The 24,035-nt window shown below is 50.9% G+C and carries 17 protein-coding genes; 5 read left to right on the forward strand and 12 right to left on the reverse strand.

Translation table 11 applies throughout. The annotated features are described in order from the left end of the window. Positions 1-3 precede the first annotated feature (3 nt). From G535_RS0100155 to sdhC, 5 genes are all read right to left on the reverse strand, one after another. Entirely contained in the window at positions 4-2,811 is a 2,808-nt protein-coding gene (locus G535_RS0100155; RefSeq protein WP_026860221.1) for a 2-oxoglutarate dehydrogenase E1 component, read from the reverse strand. Between the two features lie 103 nt (positions 2,812-2,914). Then, positions 2,915-3,628, reverse strand: coding sequence for a succinate dehydrogenase iron-sulfur subunit (locus G535_RS0100160; protein WP_026860222.1), 714 nt, complete (start codon positions 3,626-3,628; stop codon positions 2,915-2,917). Between the two features lie 15 nt (positions 3,629-3,643). Next, positions 3,644-5,410 carry a succinate dehydrogenase flavoprotein subunit gene (gene sdhA, locus G535_RS0100165; RefSeq protein ID WP_026860223.1) on the reverse strand — a complete coding sequence of 589 codons (1,767 nt, stop codon included), beginning with the start codon at positions 5,408-5,410 and terminating at the stop codon, positions 3,644-3,646. Next, positions 5,411-5,767, reverse strand: a complete 357-nt coding sequence (gene sdhD, locus G535_RS0100170; protein WP_026860224.1) for a succinate dehydrogenase, hydrophobic membrane anchor protein — start codon at positions 5,765-5,767, stop codon at positions 5,411-5,413. It lies immediately after the preceding gene. After that, positions 5,761-6,135, reverse strand: coding sequence for a succinate dehydrogenase, cytochrome b556 subunit (sdhC, locus tag G535_RS0100175; RefSeq protein ID WP_026860225.1), 375 nt, complete (start codon positions 6,133-6,135; stop codon positions 5,761-5,763). The genes sdhD and sdhC overlap by 7 nt, the downstream gene beginning before the upstream one ends. 439 nt (positions 6,136-6,574) lie before the next feature. On the opposite strand from sdhC, the gene G535_RS0100180 reads away from it, so the two are divergent. The 4 genes from G535_RS0100180 to G535_RS0100195 all read left to right on the forward strand — a co-directional run bounded on the left by G535_RS0100180 (position 6,575) and on the right by G535_RS0100195 (position 15,511). Next, complete coding sequence (locus G535_RS0100180; RefSeq protein ID WP_026860226.1) at positions 6,575-7,855, forward strand: citrate synthase; 1,281 nt, start codon at positions 6,575-6,577, stop codon at positions 7,853-7,855. A gap of 254 nt (positions 7,856-8,109) precedes the next feature. Further along, the gene (locus G535_RS0100185; RefSeq protein WP_026860227.1) at positions 8,110-9,207 is read left to right on the forward strand and encodes an efflux RND transporter periplasmic adaptor subunit; all 1,098 of its coding nucleotides are present in this window, start codon (positions 8,110-8,112) and stop codon (positions 9,205-9,207) included. Next, positions 9,204-12,455: an efflux RND transporter permease subunit gene (locus G535_RS0100190; protein WP_026860228.1), complete on the forward strand. Its 3,252-nt coding sequence runs from the start codon at positions 9,204-9,206 to the stop codon at positions 12,453-12,455. Before G535_RS0100185 ends, G535_RS0100190 begins: the two co-directional genes overlap by 4 nt. Next, entirely contained in the window at positions 12,452-15,511 is a 3,060-nt protein-coding gene (locus G535_RS0100195) for an efflux RND transporter permease subunit (protein ID WP_026860229.1), read from the forward strand. The genes G535_RS0100190 and G535_RS0100195 overlap by 4 nt, the downstream gene beginning before the upstream one ends. Here G535_RS0100195 and kdsB read toward each other — a convergent pair. The 5 genes from kdsB to G535_RS0100220 form a co-directional block, all read right to left on the reverse strand. Then, positions 15,489-16,241, reverse strand: coding sequence for a 3-deoxy-manno-octulosonate cytidylyltransferase (kdsB, locus tag G535_RS0100200; RefSeq protein ID WP_026860230.1), 753 nt, complete (start codon positions 16,239-16,241; stop codon positions 15,489-15,491). The genes G535_RS0100195 and kdsB overlap by 23 nt on opposite strands. Further along, the gene (locus G535_RS0100205; RefSeq protein ID WP_026860231.1) at positions 16,238-16,447 is read right to left on the reverse strand and encodes a Trm112 family protein; all 210 of its coding nucleotides are present in this window, start codon (positions 16,445-16,447) and stop codon (positions 16,238-16,240) included. Before G535_RS0100205 ends, kdsB begins: the two co-directional genes overlap by 4 nt. Further along, entirely contained in the window at positions 16,440-17,444 is a 1,005-nt protein-coding gene (lpxK, locus tag G535_RS0100210) for a tetraacyldisaccharide 4'-kinase (RefSeq protein WP_026860232.1), read from the reverse strand. The genes G535_RS0100205 and lpxK overlap by 8 nt, the downstream gene beginning before the upstream one ends. Next, a complete protein-coding gene (gene msbA, locus G535_RS0100215) occupies positions 17,444-19,195 on the reverse strand; it encodes a lipid A export permease/ATP-binding protein MsbA (protein ID WP_026860233.1) in 1,752 nt (583 codons plus the stop codon). Before msbA ends, lpxK begins: the two co-directional genes overlap by 1 nt. Positions 19,196-19,273: 78 nt before the next feature. Further along, positions 19,274-21,565: a DNA internalization-related competence protein ComEC/Rec2 gene (locus G535_RS0100220; RefSeq protein WP_026860234.1), complete on the reverse strand. Its 2,292-nt coding sequence runs from the start codon at positions 21,563-21,565 to the stop codon at positions 19,274-19,276. A 38-nt stretch (positions 21,566-21,603) separates the two neighbouring features. On the opposite strand from G535_RS0100220, the gene G535_RS0100225 reads away from it, so the two are divergent. Next, complete coding sequence (locus G535_RS0100225; RefSeq protein ID WP_026860235.1) at positions 21,604-22,125, forward strand: DUF2062 domain-containing protein; 522 nt, start codon at positions 21,604-21,606, stop codon at positions 22,123-22,125. On the opposite strand, the gene G535_RS0100230 is transcribed toward G535_RS0100225, so the two are convergent. After that, complete coding sequence (locus G535_RS0100230) at positions 22,112-23,335, reverse strand: lipoprotein-releasing ABC transporter permease subunit (protein WP_051206889.1); 1,224 nt, start codon at positions 23,333-23,335, stop codon at positions 22,112-22,114. The genes G535_RS0100225 and G535_RS0100230 overlap by 14 nt on opposite strands. Beyond that, a complete protein-coding gene (lolD, locus tag G535_RS0100235; RefSeq protein ID WP_126775191.1) occupies positions 23,335-24,033 on the reverse strand; it encodes a lipoprotein-releasing ABC transporter ATP-binding protein LolD in 699 nt (232 codons plus the stop codon). Before lolD ends, G535_RS0100230 begins: the two co-directional genes overlap by 1 nt. Positions 24,034-24,035 lie beyond the last annotated feature (2 nt).

Here is a 24,035-nt window from a genome sequence, read left to right on the forward strand (position 1 = left end):
CACCTATTTAATGGTTAGCGCGTCATCGACTAATTTTTGCTGCTGCTGGTTGTGCTCAGACAGATAACCTACCGCTGGTGCCGCAGAGGCTTCACGTCCTGCATACGTTAAGTTTGCACCCTTAGGAATTGCCGCCCAGAAATGATGCTGGCTACTATACCAAGCACCTTGGTTCTGCGGTTCTTCCTGGCACCAAACGAAGTCTTTGACATGCTTGTATGCTTTCAAGATCTCAGCCACTTCTTCGGCAGGGAACGGGTACAATTGTTCGATACGAATAATCGCAACGTCGTTGCTTTCGCGCTCACGGCGCTCTTTCAACAAATCGTAGTAAACTTTGCCTGAGCAGAATACCACGCGTTTTACTTTCTTCGCGTCTAAAGAATCGATTTCCCCAATCGCATTCTGGAATACGCCATCGGTCATTTCATCCAAGCTAGATACCGCTAACGGATGACGTAACAACGATTTTGGTGTCATGACAATCAGCGGGCGACGTACAGGACGTAACTGCTGACGGCGTAACATGTGGAATACCTGTGCTGGCGTTGTTGGCACACAGACCGACCAGTTGTGGTCTGCAGACAACTGCAAGAAACGTTCAAGACGCGCCGAACTATGCTCAGGGCCTTGACCTTCGTAGCCGTGTGGCAACAGCATGGTCAAGCCACACAAGCGGCCCCACTTCTGTTCACCTGAGCTTAAGAATTGGTCAATCACTACCTGTGCACCGTTGACGAAGTCACCGAACTGGGCTTCCCACATCACCAACGAATTGGGTTCTGCCGTAGCATAACCGTATTCAAACGCGACCACTGCCGCTTCCGACAATACCGAGTCATAAATTTCGATCGGGCCTTGGCCTTCACGAATATTATTCAACGGCATGTAGGTGGTGGCGTCTTTTTGGTTATGTAACACCGCATGACGATGGAAGAAGGTACCACGGCCACTATCTTGACCGGTCAGGCGAATGTGAATGCCTTCATCAACCAAAGACGCGTAGGCCAAGGTTTCTGCAAAGCCCCAGTCCGCCAGCTTCTCGCCGTTCGCCATTTTTAGGCGCTCGTCATACACTTTTTGCACACGTGAATGCAACTTATGCCCTTCTGGCACTGTGCTCATTTTCACGCCCAGTTCTTGTAACTGGGTTTTACTAATTTTTGCGTCGTAGTCGACGTCCCACTCGTTGCCGATGTACTTCGACCAATCGCTTGAGTGGGCGCGCATTTCACGCCATTCTTCAACAACGATTTCGCCCTTATCGAGCAAGTCACGGTAGTTGCTGACAAAGCTTTCTTCTTCATCACTACCAATCACGCCGGCATTCGCCAAACGTGACGCGTACAAGCTACGTGCAACTGGATGCTTCTTCACTTTGGCGTACATCAACGGCTGCGTAGCGCTTGGCTCGTCAGCTTCGTTGTGGCCATGACGACGGTAGCAGACCAAATCGATCATTACGTCACGCTTAAAGGTGTTACGGAAGTCGATCGCAAGTTGCGTCACAAACACAACCGCTTCTGGGTCGTCAGCATTAACGTGGAAAATTGGCGCCTGCACCATTTTCGCAATGTCAGTACAGTATTGCGTAGAGCGAGTGTCTTCACGTTTTGAGGTGGTGAAACCAACTTGGTTGTTCACCACGATACGGATTGAACCACCACACTGGAACGCACGGGTTTGTGACATGTTGAAGGTTTCTTGCACGATCCCTTGACCGGCGATTGCTGAGTCACCGTGAATGGTGATTGGCAACACTTTTGAACCCTCTTTGTCGCCCAAGCGATCCATCCGCGCACGCACCGAACCCATGACGACTGGGTTAACGATTTCTAAGTGCGACGGGTTAAAGGCCAAGGCTAAATGCACGTCGCCGCCTGGGGTGTCAAAGTCAGATGAGAAGCCCATGTGGTACTTTACGTCACCTGAACCTTTGTTATTCGCGTGCTTACCAGCGAACTCATCGAACAAGTCTGATGGTTTCTTACCTAGCACGTTCACTAACACGTTCAAACGACCACGGTGCGCCATACCGATAACGGCTTCTTTAGTACCCTGCTCACCGGCACGGCTAATCAACGCCTTCAACATTGGAATAAGGCTATCACCACCTTCCAATGAGAAACGCTTCGCGCCCGGGAATTTTGAACCTAGGTATTTCTCAAGGCCATCCGCGGCAACCAATTCTTTAAGAATTTTCTTTTGCTGTGCGCTGTCGAACTCTGGACGTCCACGCACACCTTCCAAGCGTTGTTGAATCCAACGTTTCTCTTCGGTCGACACGATGTGCATGTATTCTGCACCAATCGAGCCGCAATAAATCTGTTCGAGCAACTGATGAATTTCACCAAGCTTCATGGTCTCTTGACCGACAGCTAGTGATCCAACATTAAACTCTTTGTCGTAATCGTCTTTGGAGAGTTCGTGATGCTCAAGTGACAAGTCTGGAACTTGCGCTTGCTTCCACAAATCAAGCGGGTCAAGACTGGCGTGCTGATGACCGCGGAAGCGATAGGCATTGATAAGCTGCAACACGCGCACTTGTTTTTGATCAGGCGCACCCGCAACCACAGTTCCTGATTGCTTCAGCTTGTTCTTCGCTAACGCACGGAATTGCTCACGAATTTCACTGTGTTTGGTGTCGTGGCCGCTGCCCTCACGTGGCAACTGGTCAAAAACCTTACGCCACTCGTCACCAACAGCAGTAGGATCGTCGAGATAAACTTCAAATAGCTCCTCGACATAAGCCATGTTACCACCGGCCAGGTGGGAAGATTCTAGCCAGGCTTGCATTACACCGTCTTGCATCGCTGTTCCTTCACACTCACTTTTATAAAAAAATAGCCATCCAAGCTGGATGGCTATTTCGATACAGCTCGGCCAATACTATAGCAAAATCAACGCGACTTAGTTAAATCGCGCGATTCAATAGCATGGATTTGATGTGTCCAATAGCCTTTGTAGGATTCAATCCTTTCGGGCAGACATTGACACAGTTCATGATTCCGTGACAACGGAATACGCTGAACGCGTCATCTAAGTCGTCAAGGCGCTGCTCAGTCGCCGTGTCACGGCTATCGATCAAGAAACGATAGGCGTGCAACAAACCTGCAGGACCAATGAACTTATCAGGGTTCCACCAGAATGATGGGCACGAGGTTGAACAACATGCACACAAAATACACTCGTACAAGCCATCCAATTTCGCCCGCTCTTCTGGCGATTGTAAGCGCTCGCGCGCTGGAGGTGTTTTATCGTCGTTAATCAGGTACGGCTTGATCTTTTCGTACTGCTGATAGAACTGGCTCATATCAACGATCAAATCACGAATCACTGGTAAGCCTGGTAACGGGCGAATGACAATCTTATTGCCTTTCAGCGCCGATAATGGCGTGATACACGCCAAACCGTTTTTACCATTCATGTTCAGACCATCTGAACCACACACGCCTTCACGGCATGAACGACGGAATGCTAATGTTGGATCTTGCTCTTTCAATTTCAACAGCAAGTCCAGCACCATCATGTCTTGATTTTCACCCACTTCAAGGGTGTAGTCCTTCATATAAGGTGCGTTATCAACATCCGGGTTGTAACGATAAACGGAAACACTCAACTTCTTCATCGTTGTCACCTAACCTTAGTAAGTTCGCGCTTTTGGCGGGAATGCTTCACGCAGCTTCGGCTGCATATTCACTTCACGTTTCACCATATCTTCTGTTTCTGGGCGATAGACACTGTGAACCAACCAGTTCTCATCGTCACGCTCAGGGAAGTCAGCACGGCTATGCGCGCCACGGCTTTCAGTACGGAAGTTTGCTGCAACTGCAGTTGAGTAAGCGGTTTCCATCAAGTTGTCCAGTTCAAGACACTCGATGCGCTGGGTGTTGAATTCGGCACTGGTATCGTCCAAACGTGCAGACTTCAAACGCTCGCGAATTTCTTTCAACTCAGCCAAACCTTCTTTCATTGATTCGCCTTCACGGAATACCGAGAAGTTCAACTGCATGCAGTTCTGCAAATCTTTCTTGATTTGTACTGGGTCTTCGCCTTGCTGGGTGTTTTCCCAACGCTGGGTACGTGCAAGTGCTGCATCAACGTCGTCTTGGCTTGCTTCACGAGCTTCAGTGTTCGCCGCCAGTGATTCACCCAAGTGCAGACCGGTCGCACGACCGAACACCACCAAGTCAAGCAATGAGTTACCGCCCAAACGGTTTGCGCCGTGGACCGATACACAAGCAATCTCACCACAAGCAAACAGACCTTGGATAGGTGTTGCGTTGCCGTTAGCATCGATTTGCAGAGCCTGACCATTCACGTCCGTTGGAATACCACCCATCATGTAGTGACAGGTTGGAATAACTGGAATTGGCTCTTCTGCAGGGTCAACGTGAGCAAACGTCTTGGCCAAGTCACAAACACCTGGTAGACGGCTTTCGAGAACGTCACGGCCCAGGTGATCAAGTTTCAATTTCAGGTGCGGACCTAATGGACCATCGCAACCACGACCTTCACGGATTTCAGTCATCATTGAACGTGCAACAACGTCACGTGACGCTAAGTCTTTTGCGTTTGGTGCATAACGCTCCATGAAGCGCTCACCATCTTTGTTCAACAAGTAACCGCCTTCACCACGGCAACCTTCAGTTACCAAGGTACCCGCACCAGCAATACCGGTTGGGTGGAACTGCCACATTTCCATATCTTGCACCGGTACACCAGCACGCAGAGCCATACCAACACCGTCACCAGTGTTGATGTGGGCGTTGGTGGTTGATGCGAAAATACGACCCGCACCACCTGTTGCCAAGATAACGGCTTTCGCTTTCACGTAGAAAACTTCACCAGTTTCAATATTTAATGTGGTCACACCTACCACTGCGCCGTCTTGGTTCTTCACCAAATCGAGTGCATACCACTCAGAAAAAACGGTGGTTTTGTTCTTCACGTTTTGCTGATAGAGCAAGTGTAAAAGTGCGTGACCGGTACGGTCCGCTGCTGCCGCTGTACGTGCAGCTTGCTCGCCACCAAAAGCTTTCGACTGACCGCCGAATGGGCGCTGGTAGACTTTACCGTTGTCGAAACGAGAGAATGGGAGACCCATGTTTTCCAATTCAAGAATGGCTTCTGGGCCAGTCTTACACATGTACTCAATAGCGTCTTGGTCACCAATGTAGTCCGAACCTTTAACGGTATCGAACATGTGCCATTCCCAGTTATCTTCGTGGGCGTTCCCAAGCGCTACGGTAATACCGCCCTGCGCTGATACCGTGTGTGAACGGGTTGGGAATACTTTAGACATCAAGGCACAGGTCATGCCTGATTGAGAAATTTGTAATGCTGCGCGCATACCCGCGCCGCCAGCACCAATAACTACAGCATCAAATTCGAGTGTTTGTACGCTCACTTACACACCCTCCACAGGCCACACGACCAGTAAACCAGCAAGCCAGTAACCGATAAGTGCAACACTTACTACGAATTGAATGAAAGCTCGTAAGCCAGTCGTTTTGACGTAGTCTGTCAGTACCTGCCAGATACCGATCCAACCGTGGATAAGTACTGCAGTTAACGCCAACATAGTGAAGACTTTCATACCTAAGTGACCGAATAAGTTGGTCCACACGGCATAGTTCAAGGTTTCTGCGGAAACCAAAAAGCTCACCATAAAGATGGCGTACAACGCCATAATGATTGCTGAAGCGCGTAGCAGAATGAAATCATGCGTGCCGCTACGGCCAAATGTCGAAGCTACTTTTACCATAACCACACCCCTGCTAATACAGAAAGAAGGATAGCCAGCACGAATACTGCTTTGGCGCTTACACGGCCAGAATTGAGCTCTTCAAAGTAGCCCATGTCCATGCACATGTGGCGAACGCCAGCCAGTACGTGGTAACCAAGTGCGGTTAAGATGCCCCAGGCGATAAACTTAGCAATGAAGCTGGTGAATAGATCATGCACCATTGCAAAGCCCTCGGCCGATTGCAGAGATGTTGCTAGCGCCCAAATCAGCATTCCCAACGCCACGAGCATAATAACGCCCGAGATACGATGAAGAATTGAACTGATAGCGGTTGCTGGAAAGCTAATACTTGTAAGTTCTAAATTTACAGGTCTTTGTTTTTTCACGATTGTTGTGCCTTTCAGAAAAGCATTGAAAACATGCTCGGAACTTCAAACATCCTCAGTAAAGAGGACCCTGTTAGATCGCCGCCAAAGTATATAAGCCATAGCACGGAATTACAATTCTCTAGCGCCGACTTTCCTAGAAAAACGTGTTTTTTTTCGCTTTAGATCAACAGACTTTACTTACATTGAAAAGACAACCCTACCTTAGTCGTATACCCAGTCCGATCAATTCCACGTATAAAACACCCCCAAACGTTGAAGAGCGCACTTGTCATCTAAATGACATATTGCTGCGTAACAATGACAGCTTTGCTTGACAAAAGCGTCCTTCTCTCGGGACAATTAAACACCCGTTTGAATTGACATGAGCGGTTAAGATCAAGTAAATTCTAGCGCTCTTTTTTAGTGATGAAGCAGATTAGAACAAGGAGATTTCCTTATGGCTGATCGTAAAGCCACCCTGCAGATTGACGGCCAATCCATTGAATTACCAGTGTTATCTGGTACAGCCGGCTATGATGTAATTGACGTGCGTACACTTGGAAAACACGGTTTTTTCACCTTTGACCCTGGCTTTTTAGCAACAGGTTCTTGTGAATCGAAGATCACCTACATCGATGGTGAGCAAGGCATTCTTCTGCACCGCGGATACCCTATTGATCAGCTTGCGACCCAAGCGGACTATCTGGAAGTGTGCTACATGCTGCTTCACGGTGAAGCACCAACACAAGAACAGTACGACGCGTTTAACAGCACTATCACCAAGCATACGATGGTGCATCAAGGTCTACACAATTTCTTTAACGGCTTCCGTCGCGACGCTCACCCAATGGCGATGCTTTGTGCGGTTACCGGTGCTTTATCATCGTTCTACCACGACGATTTAGATATTCATGACGAAAAACAACGTCTGCGTAGCGCTTATCGCTTGATCGCGAAAATGCCAACTATTGCGGCTATGGCGTACAAATTCAGCATTGGTCAGCCTTTCGTTTATCCGAAAAACGACCTTTCTTACTCAGAGAACTTCTTAAACATGATGTTCTCAGTGCCAGCTGAAGACTACAAAGTGAACCCTGTCATCGCTAAAGCGATGGACCGCATCTTCACCTTGCACGCAGACCACGAGCAAAACGCTTCAACCTCAACCGTGCGTTTGGCCGGTTCTTCAGGCGCGAACCCTTATGCATGTATTGCAGCGGGTGTTGCGTCACTTTGGGGACCTGCACACGGCGGTGCCAACGAAGCTTGCTTGCGCATGTTGAGCCAAATCGGTTCTGTGGACAACATTCCAGAGTACATTGAGCGTGCGAAAGACAAGAACGATCCGTTCCGTTTGATGGGCTTCGGTCACCGTGTTTACAAAAACTTCGACCCACGTGCCACGGTAATGCGTGAAAGTGCACACGAAGTTTTGAAAGAATTGAATATTCAAGATCCGCTGCTTGACGTTGCCATGGAACTTGAGCGCATCGCTCTTGAAGACCCATACTTCGTTGAGAAGAAACTCTACCCTAACGTAGACTTCTACTCAGGCATTATCTTGAAAGCCATTGGCATCCCAACCAACATGTTCACTGTTATCTTTGCCTTGTCGCGTACCGTCGGCTGGATTTCACACTGGCATGAAATGATGGGTGAAGCGAACCAAAAAATCGGTCGTCCACGTCAATTGTATACTGGTGAAGCGAAACGCGATTTCACGCCACTTAAAGGCTAATTGCGAATTTCACCACTATTTCGTTAAAAAGCACGCTTCGGCGTGCTTTTTTGATCACCTCGACAATTATTTTCAAACAATCTTCCAACACTTCATTCCTTATACCACGCGGCTTTGCGAGTTTTTAAAACGCTTAAGCACAAAGTTGGCATGCTCCCTGCATAAACTTTTCAAGTAAAGGCATCGTCCTAAGTTACCAACGTAACGAAGTGTGCGAACGCCATAATTAATGACAAAGAACAACGGGGTCTACCATGAAACACCTTTCCGCTATCTCAAACAAAAGCTTTGCCGGCTTGTCTGCGTTAATTCTGACTTCAAGTCTGTTGCTAAACGGTTGCAGTCAAGCCGGCGCATCTAATAATGCCGAACCCGAGACCACGGTAGAGGTGAGAATTCCTGTAGCGACCGAACTGGTTGCGCAAGGCAGTATCACCTCAAGTTTCAAGACCACAGCTACGCTAGAAGCACGCGACGAAACCGATATCATCAGCAAAGCCAATGGCATTGTCGAAAAAATCCATGTCGAAGAAGGCGACTATGTTGAGCAAGGACAACTGCTTGCCAACCTACGTGATGATGAATACCGCATCCAACTCGCACAGACCGAAGCTGAACTCAACAGCGCCAAGCAAGAATTACATCGCATGAAAGACATGGCTGAGCGCAATATGATTAGTGCTGACGCCTACGACAAGCTGCGTTATCAAGTCGATTTATTGCAAGCGCGTTATGACATGGCGAAGTTAAACCTGACGGAAACCGAAATTCGGGCGCCGATTGCTGGATACATTGCCACTCGTTATGCCAAAACAGGTAACATGATTGGACAATACCAAGCCGAAAAGCTCTTCCACATTGTCGCCCTTGATCGACTGCAAGGTAACGTTTATCTCCCTGAGCGTGAATTGCAGTTTATCAAGGTCGGACAAACCGCTGTCTTAAGCGTCAGCGCCCTACCGAACCAGACGTTGCAAGCGACAGTCGAGCGTATTAGTCCTGTCGTCGATACTCAATCAGGTACCTTCAAAGTGGTGCTCAGTGTCGATAACCCTGAGCAAGCACTGAAAGCCGGGATGTTTGCCCATGTGGATCTCCACTATGCAACCCGTGACAACACCGTGACTGTGCCACGCTATGCGTTACAAAGTCTCGATAATCAACATTCGGTATTCGTTATAGATGCGCAAGGCGTGGCGCACAAGATTGATGTTGCCTTGGGCTTTGAAGATGAAACCCACGTTGAAATCTTAAACGGCTTAGAGGTTGGCCAGCAGCTGGTTGTAAACGGTCAAGCAAATCTTAAAGATGCCGCCCTAGTTGACGTTATCAATAGCGAGAACAACTCATGAGCCTAGCCCGACTGGCAGTACGACGCCCTGTAACCATCGCGATGTTTACCTTAGCCATAGTGCTGTTTGGTTTTGTCGCACTTGGCCGCATCCCGGTCACCTTATTACCTGACCTTTCGTATCCAACGCTTACGGTGCGCACCGACTACCCCGGCGGTGCGCCCAGTGAGGTCGAGCAACTGGTCAGCAAACCTTTGGAAGAAGTATTAGGCACGGTACAAGGCGTGCGACATATCGAATCTATCTCACGCGCAGGCCAAAGTGATGTGCTGTTGGAGTTTGCGTGGGGCTCGGATATGGACCGAGCCAGCTTAGACGTGCGCGAGAAAATGGACTTAGTGCAAATACCCTTAGATCTTGAAAAACCAACACTGTTGCGTTTTAACCCGGCGGAAGATCCTATTTACCGCCTTACCTTGGGATTCGCCGACACCACCGCCCCCACGATTGGTGATCTGAAGCGATTACGTACCTATGCCGAGGAAGAACTAAAACGTCATCTTGAAAGCATTGAAGGCGTTGCATCAGTGCGCTTAGGCGGCGGTTTAGAAGATGAAATTCAAGTTCTCGTCAACGAGCAACAAGCCACCCAACTGCAAATTCCCATGCAGTTGATCATGCAACGCCTACGCGATGAGAACATTAACCTCTCCGGTGGTCGACTCGAAGCCCAACGGGCTGAATATTTGGTTCGCACCGTCAATCAGTTTACTGATTTGGACAGTATTCGCGGCATCTATATTGCCACCCGCAATGACCGCCCCATCTTTTTGCGCGATGTTGCTGAAGTGGTGAATAGTTACAAAGAGCGCGATTCTATCAGCCGTATCGCCGGTAGCGAGGCAGTTGAGGTGTCACTCTACAAAGAGGGTGACGCCAACACCGTGCAAGTATCCAAGGCCATTCAGGCACATTTAGCGTCATTGCAACAACATAAGCTGATTCCAGATAGCTACCAAGTACGTACCTTGGCGGACCAAGCGGTGTTCATTGAGGCGGCGATTGCAGAAGTGCGTGATGCCGCCATTCTCGGTGGCTTACTGGCGATGGTCATCATCTACCTGTTCTTACAGCGGTTATGGCCAACCATTATTATCTCTTTGGCGATTCCTATTTCGATTATCGCGACGTTTAACTTGATGCACGGTTATCATGTCTCGCTCAACATGATGTCACTCGGCGGTATCGCACTCGCCGTGGGGATGTTGGTCGATAACGCTATCGTGGTGCTGGAAAACATTGCCCGTCATCGCGAAACCAGCGATGCAGCAACTGCTGCGGAACAAGGCACCAGTGAAGTGACCGCCGCGATTATCGCGTCAACCCTAACCACCATGGCGGTGTTTTTCCCATTGGTGTTTGTCGAGGGCCTCGCTGGTCAATTATTTGCTGACCAAGCACTGACAGTGACCTTTTCGTTGCTTGCATCGTTGTTTGTCGCACTCACCTTGATCCCAATGCTCTCAGCCAAGCAACGCAGCGCCGATGCCGCCATTACCGATCGCCAGCACTTTCCAGCGGCGACAAAACGGCAAGGTTGGCGCTTCTGGATCATGACCCCGGTGTTGCTAGTGTTCCGTTGGATTCCGTTAGCGCTCCTGAGTGTCATCATCACCATTTGGCGTGCGCTTGCTAAGGCTTTGAGCTTTTTGGTACGGCCCCTACTTATGGGTTTTAATGCGCTGTATCAACTGCTTGCAACGACCTATCAAAAGCTACTGGCGACAGCGCTAAAGGCGGCACATGTGACGCTCTTTGGCATACTGGCAATTGCGGCAGCCTGCTACGCGTTGTTGCCACAGTTACCGGTAAGCTTATTGCCGAGTATGGCGCAGGGCGAGTTTTATGTTGAGGTTGAGTTGCCACCTGGTGCCACCATTCAAGAAACGGATCAGGTGTTAACGCAAATGGCGCAGCAGTTAACTAACGCGCCTGAACTCAACGCCCTGATCGACCGCTCCTACAGCATCGCTGGTACCGGCAGTCTATTGAATGCAGCGCCAGGTCAAAATGGCAACCAATGGGGCCGTTTGAATGTGGTGATGCACAACGCAGACGATGTCTTGGCCGAAGAGCGCGTGCAACAGCACCTACGCAACTATGCTAAGCAATTACCTGGCATCAAAGTGAAGTTTGGCCGACCGGAGCTGTTTAGTTTCAGTAGCCCTATGGCCATTGAAATCACCGGCTATAACCTTGAATTACTGCAACAGGCGGCACGTACGCTGAGCCAAAAGCTTAGCGAAAATGATCGCTTTACCGACATTCGCAGCAATATGACCGAAGGCCAGCCAGAAATCGCGATTTACTTTGATCACGCTCGCCTTGCACAATACGGCTTAACCAGTGCCGAAGTTGCCGATCTACTGGCAACCAAAATCGGCGGTAAAGTCGCCACGCAATTTAGCCTTGATGACCGTAAGATTGATATTCTCGTCCGCAGTCAATACAGCGATCGCGATTCACTACGTGACTTGCAGCAGTTGGTGATTAATCCGGGCTCAACGCGTGAAATCTCATTGCAAGCCGTTGCTGAGATTAAACAAGTTATGGGGCCAAGCGAAATTACCCGTATCAATCAGCAGCGCACAGCCGTCATTCAGACCAACTTGGCGTACGGTGACTTAGGCGCAGCGGTTGCTGATGCACAAGCACTCTTAGCTGCAACGCCGCTGCCGTTAACCTTAAAAGCTAATGTTGCCGGCCAGAACGAAGAAATGCAGCAGTCATTCCGCTCGTTGCAGTTTGCCTTAGTGTTGGCGGTGTTCTTGGTCTATTTGATCATGGCGTCACAATTCGAGTCGTTATTGCACCCGTTCTTTATTTTGTTCACAGTGCCACTGGCCGGTGCAGGCTCAGTACTCGGCTTATACCTGCTTGGGACTGAACTGAGTGTGATCGTGTTTATTGGTCTTATTATGCTAGCGGGGATTGTGGTGAATAATGCCATCGTCTTAGTTGATCGCATCAATCAGCTGCGCCAGCAAGGTCAGGACCGCTATCAAGCCGTTTACTTGGCCGCGCAACAGCGTTTGCGTCCGATTTTGATGACCATGTTCACCACGGTTTTAGGCCTTTTGCCGCTGGCCATCGGCCTTGGGGAAGGTGCCGAAGTCCGCGCCCCTATGGCAATCAGCGTTATCTGTGGTCTGTTGTTCTCAACCGTGCTCACCTTGTTCTTTATTCCATGCTTGTACCTATTGGTCGACCGTAAGCAGGTGAAAACCGTACAGGAGAGCTTGTCATGAACGCCGCTGAACTAGGTGCGACCTTGGCACGTTGGGCGCTACGCCGCCCCGTTACCACCTGTATGCTGTTTTTGTCGATGCTATTGCTTGGCGTATTAAGTTCTCGCCTATTGCCATTGGAAAAATTCCCGGGCATCGAAATCCCTGAGGTAATGATTTCCGCGCCCTACCCCAACTCTACGCCACAGGAGGTTGAGCGTTTGATCACCCGGCCTTTGGAGGAGGCCTTGGCGACCATGAGTAACGTCAAGCGCATGCACTCGTTCTCGAACAGTGATGGTGCTCGCATCTCGTTGCAGTTTGATTGGGGCCAAAATATCGGCAGTAAGGGTATTGAGGCGCGCGAAAAGGTCGATAGCATCCTGCATTTGTTGCCCGCCGATATGGAACGCGTGCAAGTAATGCAATTCAACACCGAAGACATGCCGGTATTCCAATTACGGATCTCGAGCCAGCGTGATTTAAGCAATGCCTATGACCTGCTCGATCGGAGTCTGCGCCGCCCCATTGAGCGCGTACAAGGCGTGTCGCAGGTCAATCTTTATGGTGTTGAAAAACAACAAATTGTAATACGGCTCGATAGCGAAAAACTGGTTCAGCATAACCTTAGCGCAGCCATGGTCAATGCCCGTTTGCAGCAAGCCAATTTCTCGCTAACGGCAGGTTATCTGGAAGCACCACAGCAGCGCATTTTGGTCAACCCTGTCGGTGAATTTCGCGACCTGCAAGAGGTGAAGAACCTGCCGATCACCGCTCGTTTGAAACTCGGCGATATTGCCGAGGTCAGCCGTGAAATGCCTAAACGTAGTGATGGCCGCCACCTCGACCAAACCTATGCCATTGGTCTGGATGTCTTCAAAGAGTCCAGCGCCAACTTGGTGGAAGTTTCGGCGCGGGTGAAGAAGGTGATCGACGAGGTGCGTAACGATCCGCAGTTTAACGGCATTAACCTTTACATCATGGATGACACCGCGAAAGGCGTGACCACCTCGCTTAGCGATTTGATCACTGCAGGTCTAATTGGTGCCTTACTATCGTTTATTGTGCTGTACCTGTTTTTACGCAATATTGTGACCACTTTGGTGGTGGTATTCTCGGTGCCGGTCGCCATCTGTATTGCGCTTGGCGGCATGTACTTCCTCGGCTATTCGCTCAATGTTTTGTCGCTGATGGGCTTAATGTTGGCGGTTGGCATGCTGGTCGATAATGCCGTGGTGATTACCGAAAGTATTCAGTACGAACGCGAACACGGCTACAGTGCAGAACAAGCCACTTTACGAGGTGTTGGCAACGTGTCTATGGCGGTCATTGCCGGCACCTTAACCACCGCCATTGTGTTTTTGCCGAATATTTTTGGTAAGAAAATCGACATTACCATTTTTCTTGAGCATACCGCCGTGGCCATTTGCTTGTCGCTGTTAGCCTCGTTGGTAGTGGCACAAACCTTGATCCCGCTCTTGGCGACCCGCTTGAGCAACGCACTGGTCAGCAAGAAAAAGCAAACCTCGCAACCTTCACGTTATCGTCGCCTGTTGGAATGGTCATGGCGTCATCCGCGTTGGACTGGAGTCTTTGCAATTGCCCTACTGGCCAGTATTGTGGTGCCGATGGGCGCCGTCAGTGGTGACCAAGATGGACAAGGTTTTAATGATCGCTTGTTTATCAATTACAACCTGCACCAAAACTACAGTTTGGATGAAGTTGAAGCTGAAGTTGCGGTGTTTGAAGACTTTCTTTACCGCAATCAAGAAGCCTTTTACATTGACGCGGTGTACACCTACTACACTCCAGGTTACGCCATCTCAACGGTATTGTTGCAGCCAGATCGGCCCATCAAGATGAGTACCTTAATGGCGAACATGCGTGAGAAGTTTCCGCCAATGTTACGCAGCGAACCGCAATTCGGCTGGGGTAATGGTGGCCCGGGAATTACCGTAACGCTGAATGGTCAATCCACCACCTTGTTGCAACAACTGGCTGAAGACATCGCGCCCAAGCTCAACGCCATTGAGGGCATCAGCGATGTCCGGTCAGAAGTCGAAGGTGGCCAGTATGAGTATCTGGTGCATATTGATCGCGAGCGTGTGCATCGCTTAGGTCTCAGTACTGCTGACGTTGCCCAACAAGTGGCGACGGCACTTCGAGGTCAACGTTTACGCTCGTTTCGTGGTGATCCAAACGGCGAAATTCCCATGCGCGTTGCCTTGCATCGCGACTATGAGCACTCGCTAGAGAAGTTACAAGCGTTACCCATCATGCAAATTGACGGTCGGGTGATCCCGCTCAACGCGGTCGCACGTTTTGAAAAGCAGCCACGTCTCGGTGAAATCCATCGCCTTGACCGCCGCACCAGTCTATCGGTGCAAGGTAACCTTGCCGATGACCTTGCCTTAAACGATGCCCGTGATGCGATTACCCAGACACTCAGCAACATGACGTTTCCAGACGGCTACACCTGGAGTTTAGATGGCAGTTTTCAACGCCAACAAGAAGCTGAGAACGTAATGTTAATCAACACCTTACTTGCCGTCGCCCTGATCTATATCGTGATGGCCGCGTTGTTCGAATCGGTATTGCTGCCAACCGCGGTAATTACGTCACTACTGTTCTCGATTGTCGGCGTATTCTGGGCGCTAATGCTGACCGGTCAATCCATGTCGATTATGGCGATGATCGGCATTTTGATCCTAATGGGGATTGTGGTGAATAACGGCATTGTCTTGGTCGATCGGATTAACCAGTTGCTGCAACAAGGTGAAAGTCTGCACGATGCTGTGATTGAAGGCAGCGTGAGTCGCCTACGCCCCATCTTGATGACCGTGGCAACCACTGTGCTAGGTCTTATTCCGCTCGCCTTTGGCAGTACCCAAATCGGCGGTGATGGCCCGCCCTACGCGCCGATGGCGATTGCGATTATTGGTGGTTTGGTGCTATCGACGCTCACCAGTCTGTTCTTGGTGCCTTACGTCTACGTGCGCTTGCTCTGGTGGCGGGAGCGCTGGCACGCACTTAAACGTCGCGCCAGCGCCAATGTTAGTCGCTTAATAGCTGATTAGCGCGTTCCAAGTCGGCTGGCGTATCAATGCCAGCCGGCGGATTCACAATAGCTTCAGCCACGTGAATACGCTCGCCATACCACAGCACGCGCAGTTGCTCTAACGATTCAATGGCCTCCAGTGGGCTAGGTTCCCAGTCCACGTAACGCCAAATAAAGCCGGCGCGATAGGCATAAATACCAATATGACGTTTATAGTTTGCCAACGCCCCTAACCGTTCTGCAGGTAGCGCATCGCGCTCATAGGGAATGGCTGCACGCGAAAAGTACAAGGCGTAACCATTGGCGTCGGTTACGACTTTTACCGCATTCGGATTGAGTACTTCTTCCACATGTTCAATCGGTACCGCCAAGGTGGCCATTTGTGCAGCCCGTTGATTCATCAGGTTATCTGCCACCTGACGAATGATTTCCGGCGGAATAAAAGGTTCATCACCTTGTACGTTAACCACCACTTGATCATCTGCCATCGCTAAATAGTCAATCACCTCAGCAATACGTTCAGTGCCGGATTGATGATGCTGCGCTGTCATCATCGCACGCCCACCAAAAGCTTCAACGGCGTCGACAATACGTTGGTCGTCGGTGGCGACAATCACTTCTGCGGCGCCAGCTGCCATAGCACGTTCATACACACGTTGAATCATCGACTTCTGCCCAATCATTGCTAAGGGTTTGCCGGGTAAACGGCTTGACGCGTAACGGGCTGGAATAATTACTGTGAAACTCATGTTGGCAATCGCTCCAATTCTTCAGTGCTAAGCTCGCGCGCCGCACTGTAGTCTAAATAAGGACATCCTTCGCGTACCGGAAACGCTAACCGGTCGCCACGACAAATCAATTCTTGTGTACTGGCATGCCAGACCAAGCGCCCCTTACATAGCGGACAAGCAAGCAAAGCTAAAGTGCGCGGATCACATTGGTAACGTTCACTCATCGGCGTCGCTCGGCTTTAATTGGTCAGCAATCTGCGCAATTAAGGCAGCCGGCAACTGCGCCGTTACCGGCAAATAATAGGCCTTACTTGCGGCAGCTAAGCCACGCCACTTCATCGCATCTTTTTCGGTCATTAACACCACCTCATAAGTACCCAGCGCATCCGCATCTTGCGCGCTATAGGCATAATGATCGGCAAACGCTTGGGTGTCAAAGTCACGCGATTCAAGCTGACTCACGGTAGCAAAAAAACGCTCGGGGTGACCAATACCTGCTATCGCAACAGTGCGACCATTCGGCAAAGCTGCGCATGGCGCGTCATCACTGACACGACGCCAGCCTTGGGGTTGCAACTGCATCGCATAGACATGACTAAGCCCATGAAGTTCCGCCGGTGTCGGTGCACCATTGACCACCACCGCATCGACACTGGCAAGCCGCTTTACGGGCTCACGTAAGGGCCCAATCGGCAAGCGCCAACCGTTCCCAACACTGCGCGTAGCATCGACCACCGCAATCTCGAATTGCCGCGCCAAGGCATAATGTTGTAGGCCATCGTCGCTAATAATCACAGTGGTGTTTGGGGCAATGCGTAACACTTCTGCGGCCGCGGCATTGCGATCCGGTGCCACCACCAACGGTACGCTGCTGCGCTGCGCTAAAAGCAATGGCTCGTCACCACAGCTCTGTGCAGAGGTGGCTGCTGTCACACTTAACGGGAATGGTCCTTTGCCACCATAACCGCGAGAAATGACCGCAGGTTGATGTCCAAGCGCTTGGAGCCGTTCGATTAAGGCCAACGTCACAGGGGTTTTACCGGTACCACCAACACTAATGTTGCCCACCACAATCACCGGAACGGACAAAGGCGTTGGCGGATGAGAAAGGAAACGGCGGCGGCGCCACGTCGACACCGCCACAAACAGAGCGTGGAAAGGTAAAAACAACCAAAGCCAAGGCACGACCGTTTTACGATACCACGCCTTCGTGATGGACATTAGCTCGCCTCGCCACCGAACTGTAGGCTGTACAACTGATAATACGCACCTTTGTGCTCTAACAATTGCTGGTGGTTGCCGCGTTCGATCACTGCACCATCTTCCAACACCAGAATTTCATCAGCGTTTTCAATGGTAGATAAACGATGGGCGATGACAATCGAGGTGCGATCTTGCTGCAAGGTCTTTAATGCGCTTTGAATATGACGCTCTGATTCCGTATCGAGCGCCGAGGTGGCTTCGTCCAAAATCAAAATCGGCGCATCACGCAACAAGGCGCGCGCAATCGCGATACGTTGACGCTGACCACCTGAGAGCATCACGCCATTTTCACCAACCATGGTCTCTAAACCTTGTGGCATATTGTCCGTGAACTCTGTCACATAGGCGCTTTCCGCCACTTCACGAATGCGCTCTGGGCTCACTTCACCGTGCGCACCATAGGCAATATTGTTGGCAATGGTATCGTTAAACAAAGTGACATGTTGTGACACTAACGCAAACTGACGGCGTAACGCTTTCAGTTGGTAATCGTAGATATCAGTCCCATCAAGCTCGATGGTACCGTCCTGCGGGGTATAAAAGCGCGACAATAAGTTTGAAATGGTCGACTTACCACTACCCGAGCGCCCTACTAAAGCAAGTGTTTTACCCGGCGCGACATGGAAGCTCACATCAGCAAGTGCCGGCGTTTCTGTCTCATCATAAGTAAACGAGACATGGTTAAAACGAATGTCACCCTCAGCGCGCTCGATTTGCTTGGTACCAGTATCTTTTTCTGGCACTTCATCCAAAATTTTGAAAATGGCTTGGCCCGCTGCAATTCCTCGTTGGAAATCGCTATTCACTGTGGTCAGTTGTTTCAACGGTCGCAGTAACATAATCATGGAGGTCAAAAGTGCAGTAAATGCCCCAGCTGAAAGCTCTTCCAGCATGTCCGGGAAGCTCGCCAATAACAGCACCATCGATAAACTAAATGAAGCAATTAACTGAATCACTGAAGTACTGAGACTTTGTGCCGTGATCAGCTTCATGTTTTGGTTACGGGTGACATTATTCACGGTATCAAAGCGTTTTGATTCGCGTTTTTGTCCTTCGTACATCACCACAACTTTGTGGCCATTTAGCATTTGCTCCGCGGTGGTGGTGACATCGCCCATCGCATCTTGCAAACGGGTCGATACTTTCCGAAAACGCTTGGACACCACCGACACAATTTTTGCGATCAATGGACCAACGATTAAAAACACCAGTGACAACTGCCAACTGTGATAGAACATTAAACCCAATAGCCCCGCAACAAAGGCACCTTCTTTAACCAGTACCAAAAGAGCCCGACTACTGGCGTCAGCAACTTGCTGGGTGGTGTAGGTAATACGCGACAGCAGTTCACCGGTCGAGTGGCGATCATGATAGGCCACCGGCAAATGCATCATTTGATCAAACAATTCTTGGCGTAGGGTGGTCACCACACGAAAGCCAACCCAATTAAGGAAATAGGTCGAGATAAAGTTGAACAGCCCGCGCAAGATAAAAATCAGCGGAACAAATAAAGCGCCGTACATGAGAATACTGGGGTCGCTTCCGGTAAACCCGCTATCGATGAGGGTTTTGATTTGCGAGATAAAAAAAGTATCGACCGCCGCAAAGCCAAGCATCCCAAAAATCGAAAAAAGGAATGCCGCACGATAAGGTTTGATGTACCCCAACAGGCGACGGAGCGTTTTTTGTTTTACGGTTTCTGCACTCATGCAACAACTTTTGGTAGTCAATCGTGGGCTCATTCTAACCGTTTTCATCACACACTGGCTAGTTTCGACGATTTTCGATTATTTTTTGTACGGATCAGCATCGAACCAAAAGCCGTTTTCGGCAGCGAAAGGTTGCGCTGCATGCCATTGTCGCCCATCAGTAGCGATACTGATTTGCCCGCCTTGCGCGGTATCGAGCAGCGGAATACGCAGCTTTTGGTAGCGTGCAGTCACGTCAGGGTGCGGGTGCCGGTAGCTGTTATGACGCCCACGCATCAGAACGGCCAAAGAGGGTTGCACGTGGCGTATGAAATAGCCCTCAGAGGAGCTTTTACTGCCATGATGGGGTACCACTAAAACGGTCGCAGCTACCGGCGCTAGCTCTGCCAATAAACGTCGTTCGGCCGCCGTTTCAATATCACCGGTAACCAGCACTTGGAACTGCCCATAACGTATCAATATCACACAGGAATGATTGTTACTGCGGTTCCCCCGCGCTTGCGCATCACGTGGATGCAACACCTGCCACGAGACCCCACGCCAATAACCGTATTGTCCCGCCAAACAAGGCGCGCCGGTTTCACCGCCCCACCAACGTACGTGCGGATAAGCACGCTGTAAGCTCGCAACGCCGCCTTGATGATCACGGTCGGTATGTGTCACAAATGCGACCTCTGGCTGCAGCCGCCGTGCTTGCAAAAACGGGATGATCACACGGTCGGCCATACCACGCCCCTGCTCCCAGGCAACGCCAGTATCAATCAATAAAGCATGACCTTGGCGTTCGACCACTAACGCAGCACCCTGCTCCACATCAAGCACATGAAACAGCAACTGCGCGCGCGGCGGTACGGCACTGTGCACAAGGTAACTCAGCACCACCACTGCGGCGCCGACAGCCCGCCAGAAATGGCGTACCGGCGCGAGAAACATGCCCACCAACACCGCTAACCACGGCCAAGATGGCAAATCCTCCGCAGGCAACCACTGCCACGGCAGCTCGGCAAGCCAACTCAACAGTGGCCAGAGCAAGGTCAGTGGCGACAGTGCCACATCAAACAGCAGCTCAGCAACCGCCAAGCCTCCAAGCGATGCCGCAGCAAAGGCCAGTAAGCACCCAGGCAATACCCAAAAACTAATCAAGGGCACCACCACTAAATTCGTTAAGGCGGCAGCCGTGGGTACCCCACCAAAAGCAGCCGCCATGACCGGCACAAATAGCAACGCCATCAACCACTCAAAGCGCCACCACTCCCGTAGAAGCGCCCATTTGCCATGATAACGACGCCAGCGCCAGTGCATCAGCAAGATGGTCGCGACCGCTCCCACCGATAGCCAGAAGCCCAAACTCAAAGGCGCAAATGGATCAAGACAAACCACCACCACCACTGCCCGTAGCAACACCCGCATCGGACTCACGCGCCAGCCCAACTGTTTATGTAGGCCAATCACCAGCAACATCACTAGGGCTCTGACCGTGGCAATGGCGAACCCCGCCAGCCAAGCATAGAGCAAGGCAACGGGCAACATAAGCCAAGGTAGCCAACGCCACACATTATGGCGTTCTCGGCGTGAACGCTGCCGCACACTAAGAACGGCTAGCGACCAGCCTACTGCCAGCATAAACCCAACGACTAAGGTAAGGTGCATGCCCGAAATCGCCAACAAATGCGCTAGCCCGGTACGTTGTACCACCTGCCATTGGCTGGCACTGAGTTGCTGTCGTTCGCCGACGACCAGCGCTTGCGCGACCCCCGCCAACGGGTGATTGATGGTGGCACGTTGCAACTGCGTCACAAAATGTTGACGTAACGATGCTTGCCCAGCAACGAAGTGCCCAGAACGAATGGTGCCAATAGCGTCAATCCCCGCACTCAGCAGATAACGGTGGTACGCTCCACTGCCCTGATTCCGGGTGCCTTGCGGCGGACGCAAACGTACTACAAAGCGCCATTGTTCACCTTGTAAAGGCATCCGTTGCGGCGCTATCGCATGGGGGTCATACCAATGTAAGCGAACCTGCGCTGGTAACTCAGGCTGCGACGGATCGCGGTGTATCTTGCCCGTGATGCGCCACGCACCATTGGCTCGGCTCACCACGGTCGTGAGGGTCAAGGTGATTTCAACGTCCGCTGCCTGCGTCTCTGGTCGAACTTGCGTTGTAAAGGCGAAATAAGCGTTGCCAGCACCCCATAGGATACCGCACAATAGGGCTCCAAGTAGCGCAGTGCGTAGGTGAGTGCGGGTGCTAAGGGCAACGCAAACCACAGCAAGCAAGGCAAATATGACCAGCTGTGATAAGCTAGCCACATGATGAAAAGCAAAACTAAGGCCATACCCGGCCAGAAAAACGCACAACCACCTATCCATGGACGTTGTACCTGTACTAAGTAACGAGTTTACAAAGCATGCCGAGAAAGTTTTTTCAGCGCATCATGCCTGATCATGAAGCGATCAAAAACAGTCGCAGCTTAAAGGTGTTCGGAAAGTTGCTGCATGATGCCAACCTTTGGCATCTCAACCGTCGCTCGGCGTCCGGTGCCTTTGCGATTGGATTGTTTTGCGCCTTTATCCCGGTGCCTTTTCAAATGTTACTGGCAGCCGCTGCCGCCATTCCTTTTCGCGTCAACCTGCCACTTTCGATTGCGCTCGTCTGGGTCTCAAACCCTATCACCATGCCACCGCTCTTCTATCTTTGCTATATGGCTGGCACCTGGATGATTGGCGCACCGTCTCAACCCTTTCATTTTGAATTGTCGTGGCAATGGCTCGGTGACAGCATCACCACTATTGGCCCAGCTTTTTTACTGGGGTGTTTAGTGCTTGGCACCATCGCGAGCTTTATCAGCTACTTTGTGGTGCGCTTATTGTGGCGCCAGTCCGTCGTATCGGCTTGGCGCGCACGCGCCCATCGACTTAAGCGGAAATAGCCTTGACCACTTCAACGCGCGAGGCTTTCCACGCCGGGTAAAGTGTGGCAAGCAGGCTCATCAACAAAGCTACCGTCGCCACAATGAGCACATCACGCCATTGCAACAACACCGGAATGCGGTCAATAAAGTACACATCGCTCGACAGCAAACTTTCACCGGACCATTGCTCAATCCAGCTAAACACATGGGGTAAATTCAAGCTAACCACAACCCCAGCAAGGCAACCGAAGAGCACGCCCCACAAACCGTTTTGGATCCCTTGCAAGACGAACACCTTAACCACCTCAGCGGTGCGTAATCCCATGGTCCGCAATACGCCAATATGACGTTGTTTTTCCTGTACGGTCATCATGAGCGTCGAAACGATGTTAAAACACGCCACAGCCAACACTAGGATCAATGCTAAATACATCACCACCCGCACCATTTGAATATCCCGATACAAGTGACCTTGAGTGCGCATCCAATGCTCAAGATAGACAAAATCTTTAATTTGATAGCCTATTTCATTGGCGACTTGCTCAGCAGCAAACACATCGGCAACACTTAGCTCAATAATGCTCACACCTTCGGTTAGGCCGGTCATGGTGCGCGCGGTGTCGAGATTCACGTATGCCATTTGATGATCGACTTGCCCGCCAAAGGTAAAGACGCCGGCTACCGTGACTTGCAATCGTTTCGGCGCTTGAAAGCCTTGCTCCGCAGCAACCACAAGGGTCATGCTATCGCCAGCCCCAAGCTTGAGCTTTTGTGCCAAACCGGCACCCAATAAGATGGTATTCGGCTGCACTAATTGCTGCCAAGCAGTGGCCGAGGTTAAGTCAGCGACATTGTGTCCACGTGTTGGGTCAATCCCCGTCACCTCAACGCCGACAAACTCACGCCCTTGTTGGACCAAGGCTTGGGTTCGGATCACCGGGCGCGCTTGGGTCACTAAAGGATGTTGCTCTGCTGCTGCATAGATGGTTTCCGGGTACTTTAACGCGCCCTCAACAGCGCGAAATTCGACATGCGGGATCAACTGCAAAAAACGGGTTTCCAAGACGTTTGAAAAACCATTCATAACGCTCAGCCCCGCAATGAACACCATACAACCCAGCGCAATCCCGAAGGTCGACGAGACCGTGATAAACGACAAAAAACGACTGCGTTGGCGCCGCCCGCGAAAACGCCGTGCTAAGCTCCATGCTAACTGCCAGCGCGCCATCATGTGCGCCCTGCCTGCTTGGCACTCACCAATTTACCATGATGCAACTGAACTTGTGTCGGCAGCCGCGCGGCTAACTGCTGATCATGGGTGACGATAACAAAACAGGTCTGTAACTCGCGATTCAACTCCAGCATAAGTTCGAGCACCTGTTGAGCGGTCTCGTCATCAAGGTTGCCGGTAGGCTCATCCGCCAACACTAACGCCGGTGCATTCGCCAAGGCACGCGCAATCGCCACCCGCTGGCGTTCACCACCGGATAACTCTGCCGGACGATGTTGCCCACGCTGCGCAAGGCCAACGCGCTCCAACAGCTGCTGCGCCCGCTGTTGCGCCTGGCGCGCACTTTGCCCTTGAATCAATAGCGGCATGGCAATATTTTCCAAGGCTGTGAATTCAGGCAACAAATGGTGAAACTGATAGATAAAACCTAATTCCTGATTGCGCCAGTCAGCCAAGGCCCGTGACGATAAGCGGTCGATGGCTTGACCACGAAACAAAATACGGCCAGAGGTAGGTTTGTCGAGGCCACCCATACAATGCAGCAAGGTACTTTTGCCCGAACCGGAACTGCCGACAATCGCCACCAGCTCGCCCTCTTGTAAACTAAACTGAATGCCTTGCAAGACTTCAAGATCATGATGTCCATCACGGTAGCTTTTGCTTACGTTTTCGCAGGTTAAGAGTTCCTTCGTCATCA

It is taken from the genome of Pseudidiomarina sediminum DSM 21906, assembly GCF_000423165.1.
GTDB lineage: Bacteria > Pseudomonadota > Gammaproteobacteria > Enterobacterales > Alteromonadaceae > Pseudidiomarina > Pseudidiomarina sediminum.

Excerpts from the sequence above, each read along its gene's own strand:
- G535_RS0100155 (WP_026860221.1), bottom strand. The coding sequence starts at position 2,811 with ATGCAAGACGGTGTAATGCAAGCCTGGCTAGAATCTTCCCACCTGGCC.
- G535_RS0100160 (WP_026860222.1), bottom strand. The coding sequence starts at position 3,628 with ATGAAGAAGTTGAGTGTTTCCGTTTATCGTTACAACCCGGATGTTGAT.
- sdhD (WP_026860224.1), bottom strand. The coding sequence starts at position 5,767 with ATGGTAAAAGTAGCTTCGACATTTGGCCGTAGCGGCACGCATGATTTC.
- G535_RS0100180 (WP_026860226.1), top strand. The coding sequence starts at position 6,575 with ATGGCTGATCGTAAAGCCACCCTGCAGATTGACGGCCAATCCATTGAA.
- G535_RS0100185 (WP_026860227.1), top strand. The coding sequence starts at position 8,110 with ATGAAACACCTTTCCGCTATCTCAAACAAAAGCTTTGCCGGCTTGTCT.
- G535_RS0100190 (WP_026860228.1), top strand. The coding sequence starts at position 9,204 with ATGAGCCTAGCCCGACTGGCAGTACGACGCCCTGTAACCATCGCGATG.
- G535_RS0100195 (WP_026860229.1), top strand. The coding sequence starts at position 12,452 with ATGAACGCCGCTGAACTAGGTGCGACCTTGGCACGTTGGGCGCTACGC.
- kdsB (WP_026860230.1), bottom strand. The coding sequence starts at position 16,241 with ATGAGTTTCACAGTAATTATTCCAGCCCGTTACGCGTCAAGCCGTTTA.
- G535_RS0100205 (WP_026860231.1), bottom strand. The coding sequence starts at position 16,447 with ATGAGTGAACGTTACCAATGTGATCCGCGCACTTTAGCTTTGCTTGCT.
- lpxK (WP_026860232.1), bottom strand. The coding sequence starts at position 17,444 with ATGTCCATCACGAAGGCGTGGTATCGTAAAACGGTCGTGCCTTGGCTT.
- msbA (WP_026860233.1), bottom strand. The coding sequence starts at position 19,195 with ATGAGTGCAGAAACCGTAAAACAAAAAACGCTCCGTCGCCTGTTGGGG.
- G535_RS0100220 (WP_026860234.1), bottom strand. The coding sequence starts at position 21,565 with ATGGATAGGTGGTTGTGCGTTTTTCTGGCCGGGTATGGCCTTAGTTTT.
- G535_RS0100225 (WP_026860235.1), top strand. The coding sequence starts at position 21,604 with ATGCCGAGAAAGTTTTTTCAGCGCATCATGCCTGATCATGAAGCGATC.
- G535_RS0100230 (WP_051206889.1), bottom strand. The coding sequence starts at position 23,335 with ATGGCGCGCTGGCAGTTAGCATGGAGCTTAGCACGGCGTTTTCGCGGG.
- lolD (WP_126775191.1), bottom strand. The coding sequence starts at position 24,033 with ATGACGAAGGAACTCTTAACCTGCGAAAACGTAAGCAAAAGCTACCGT.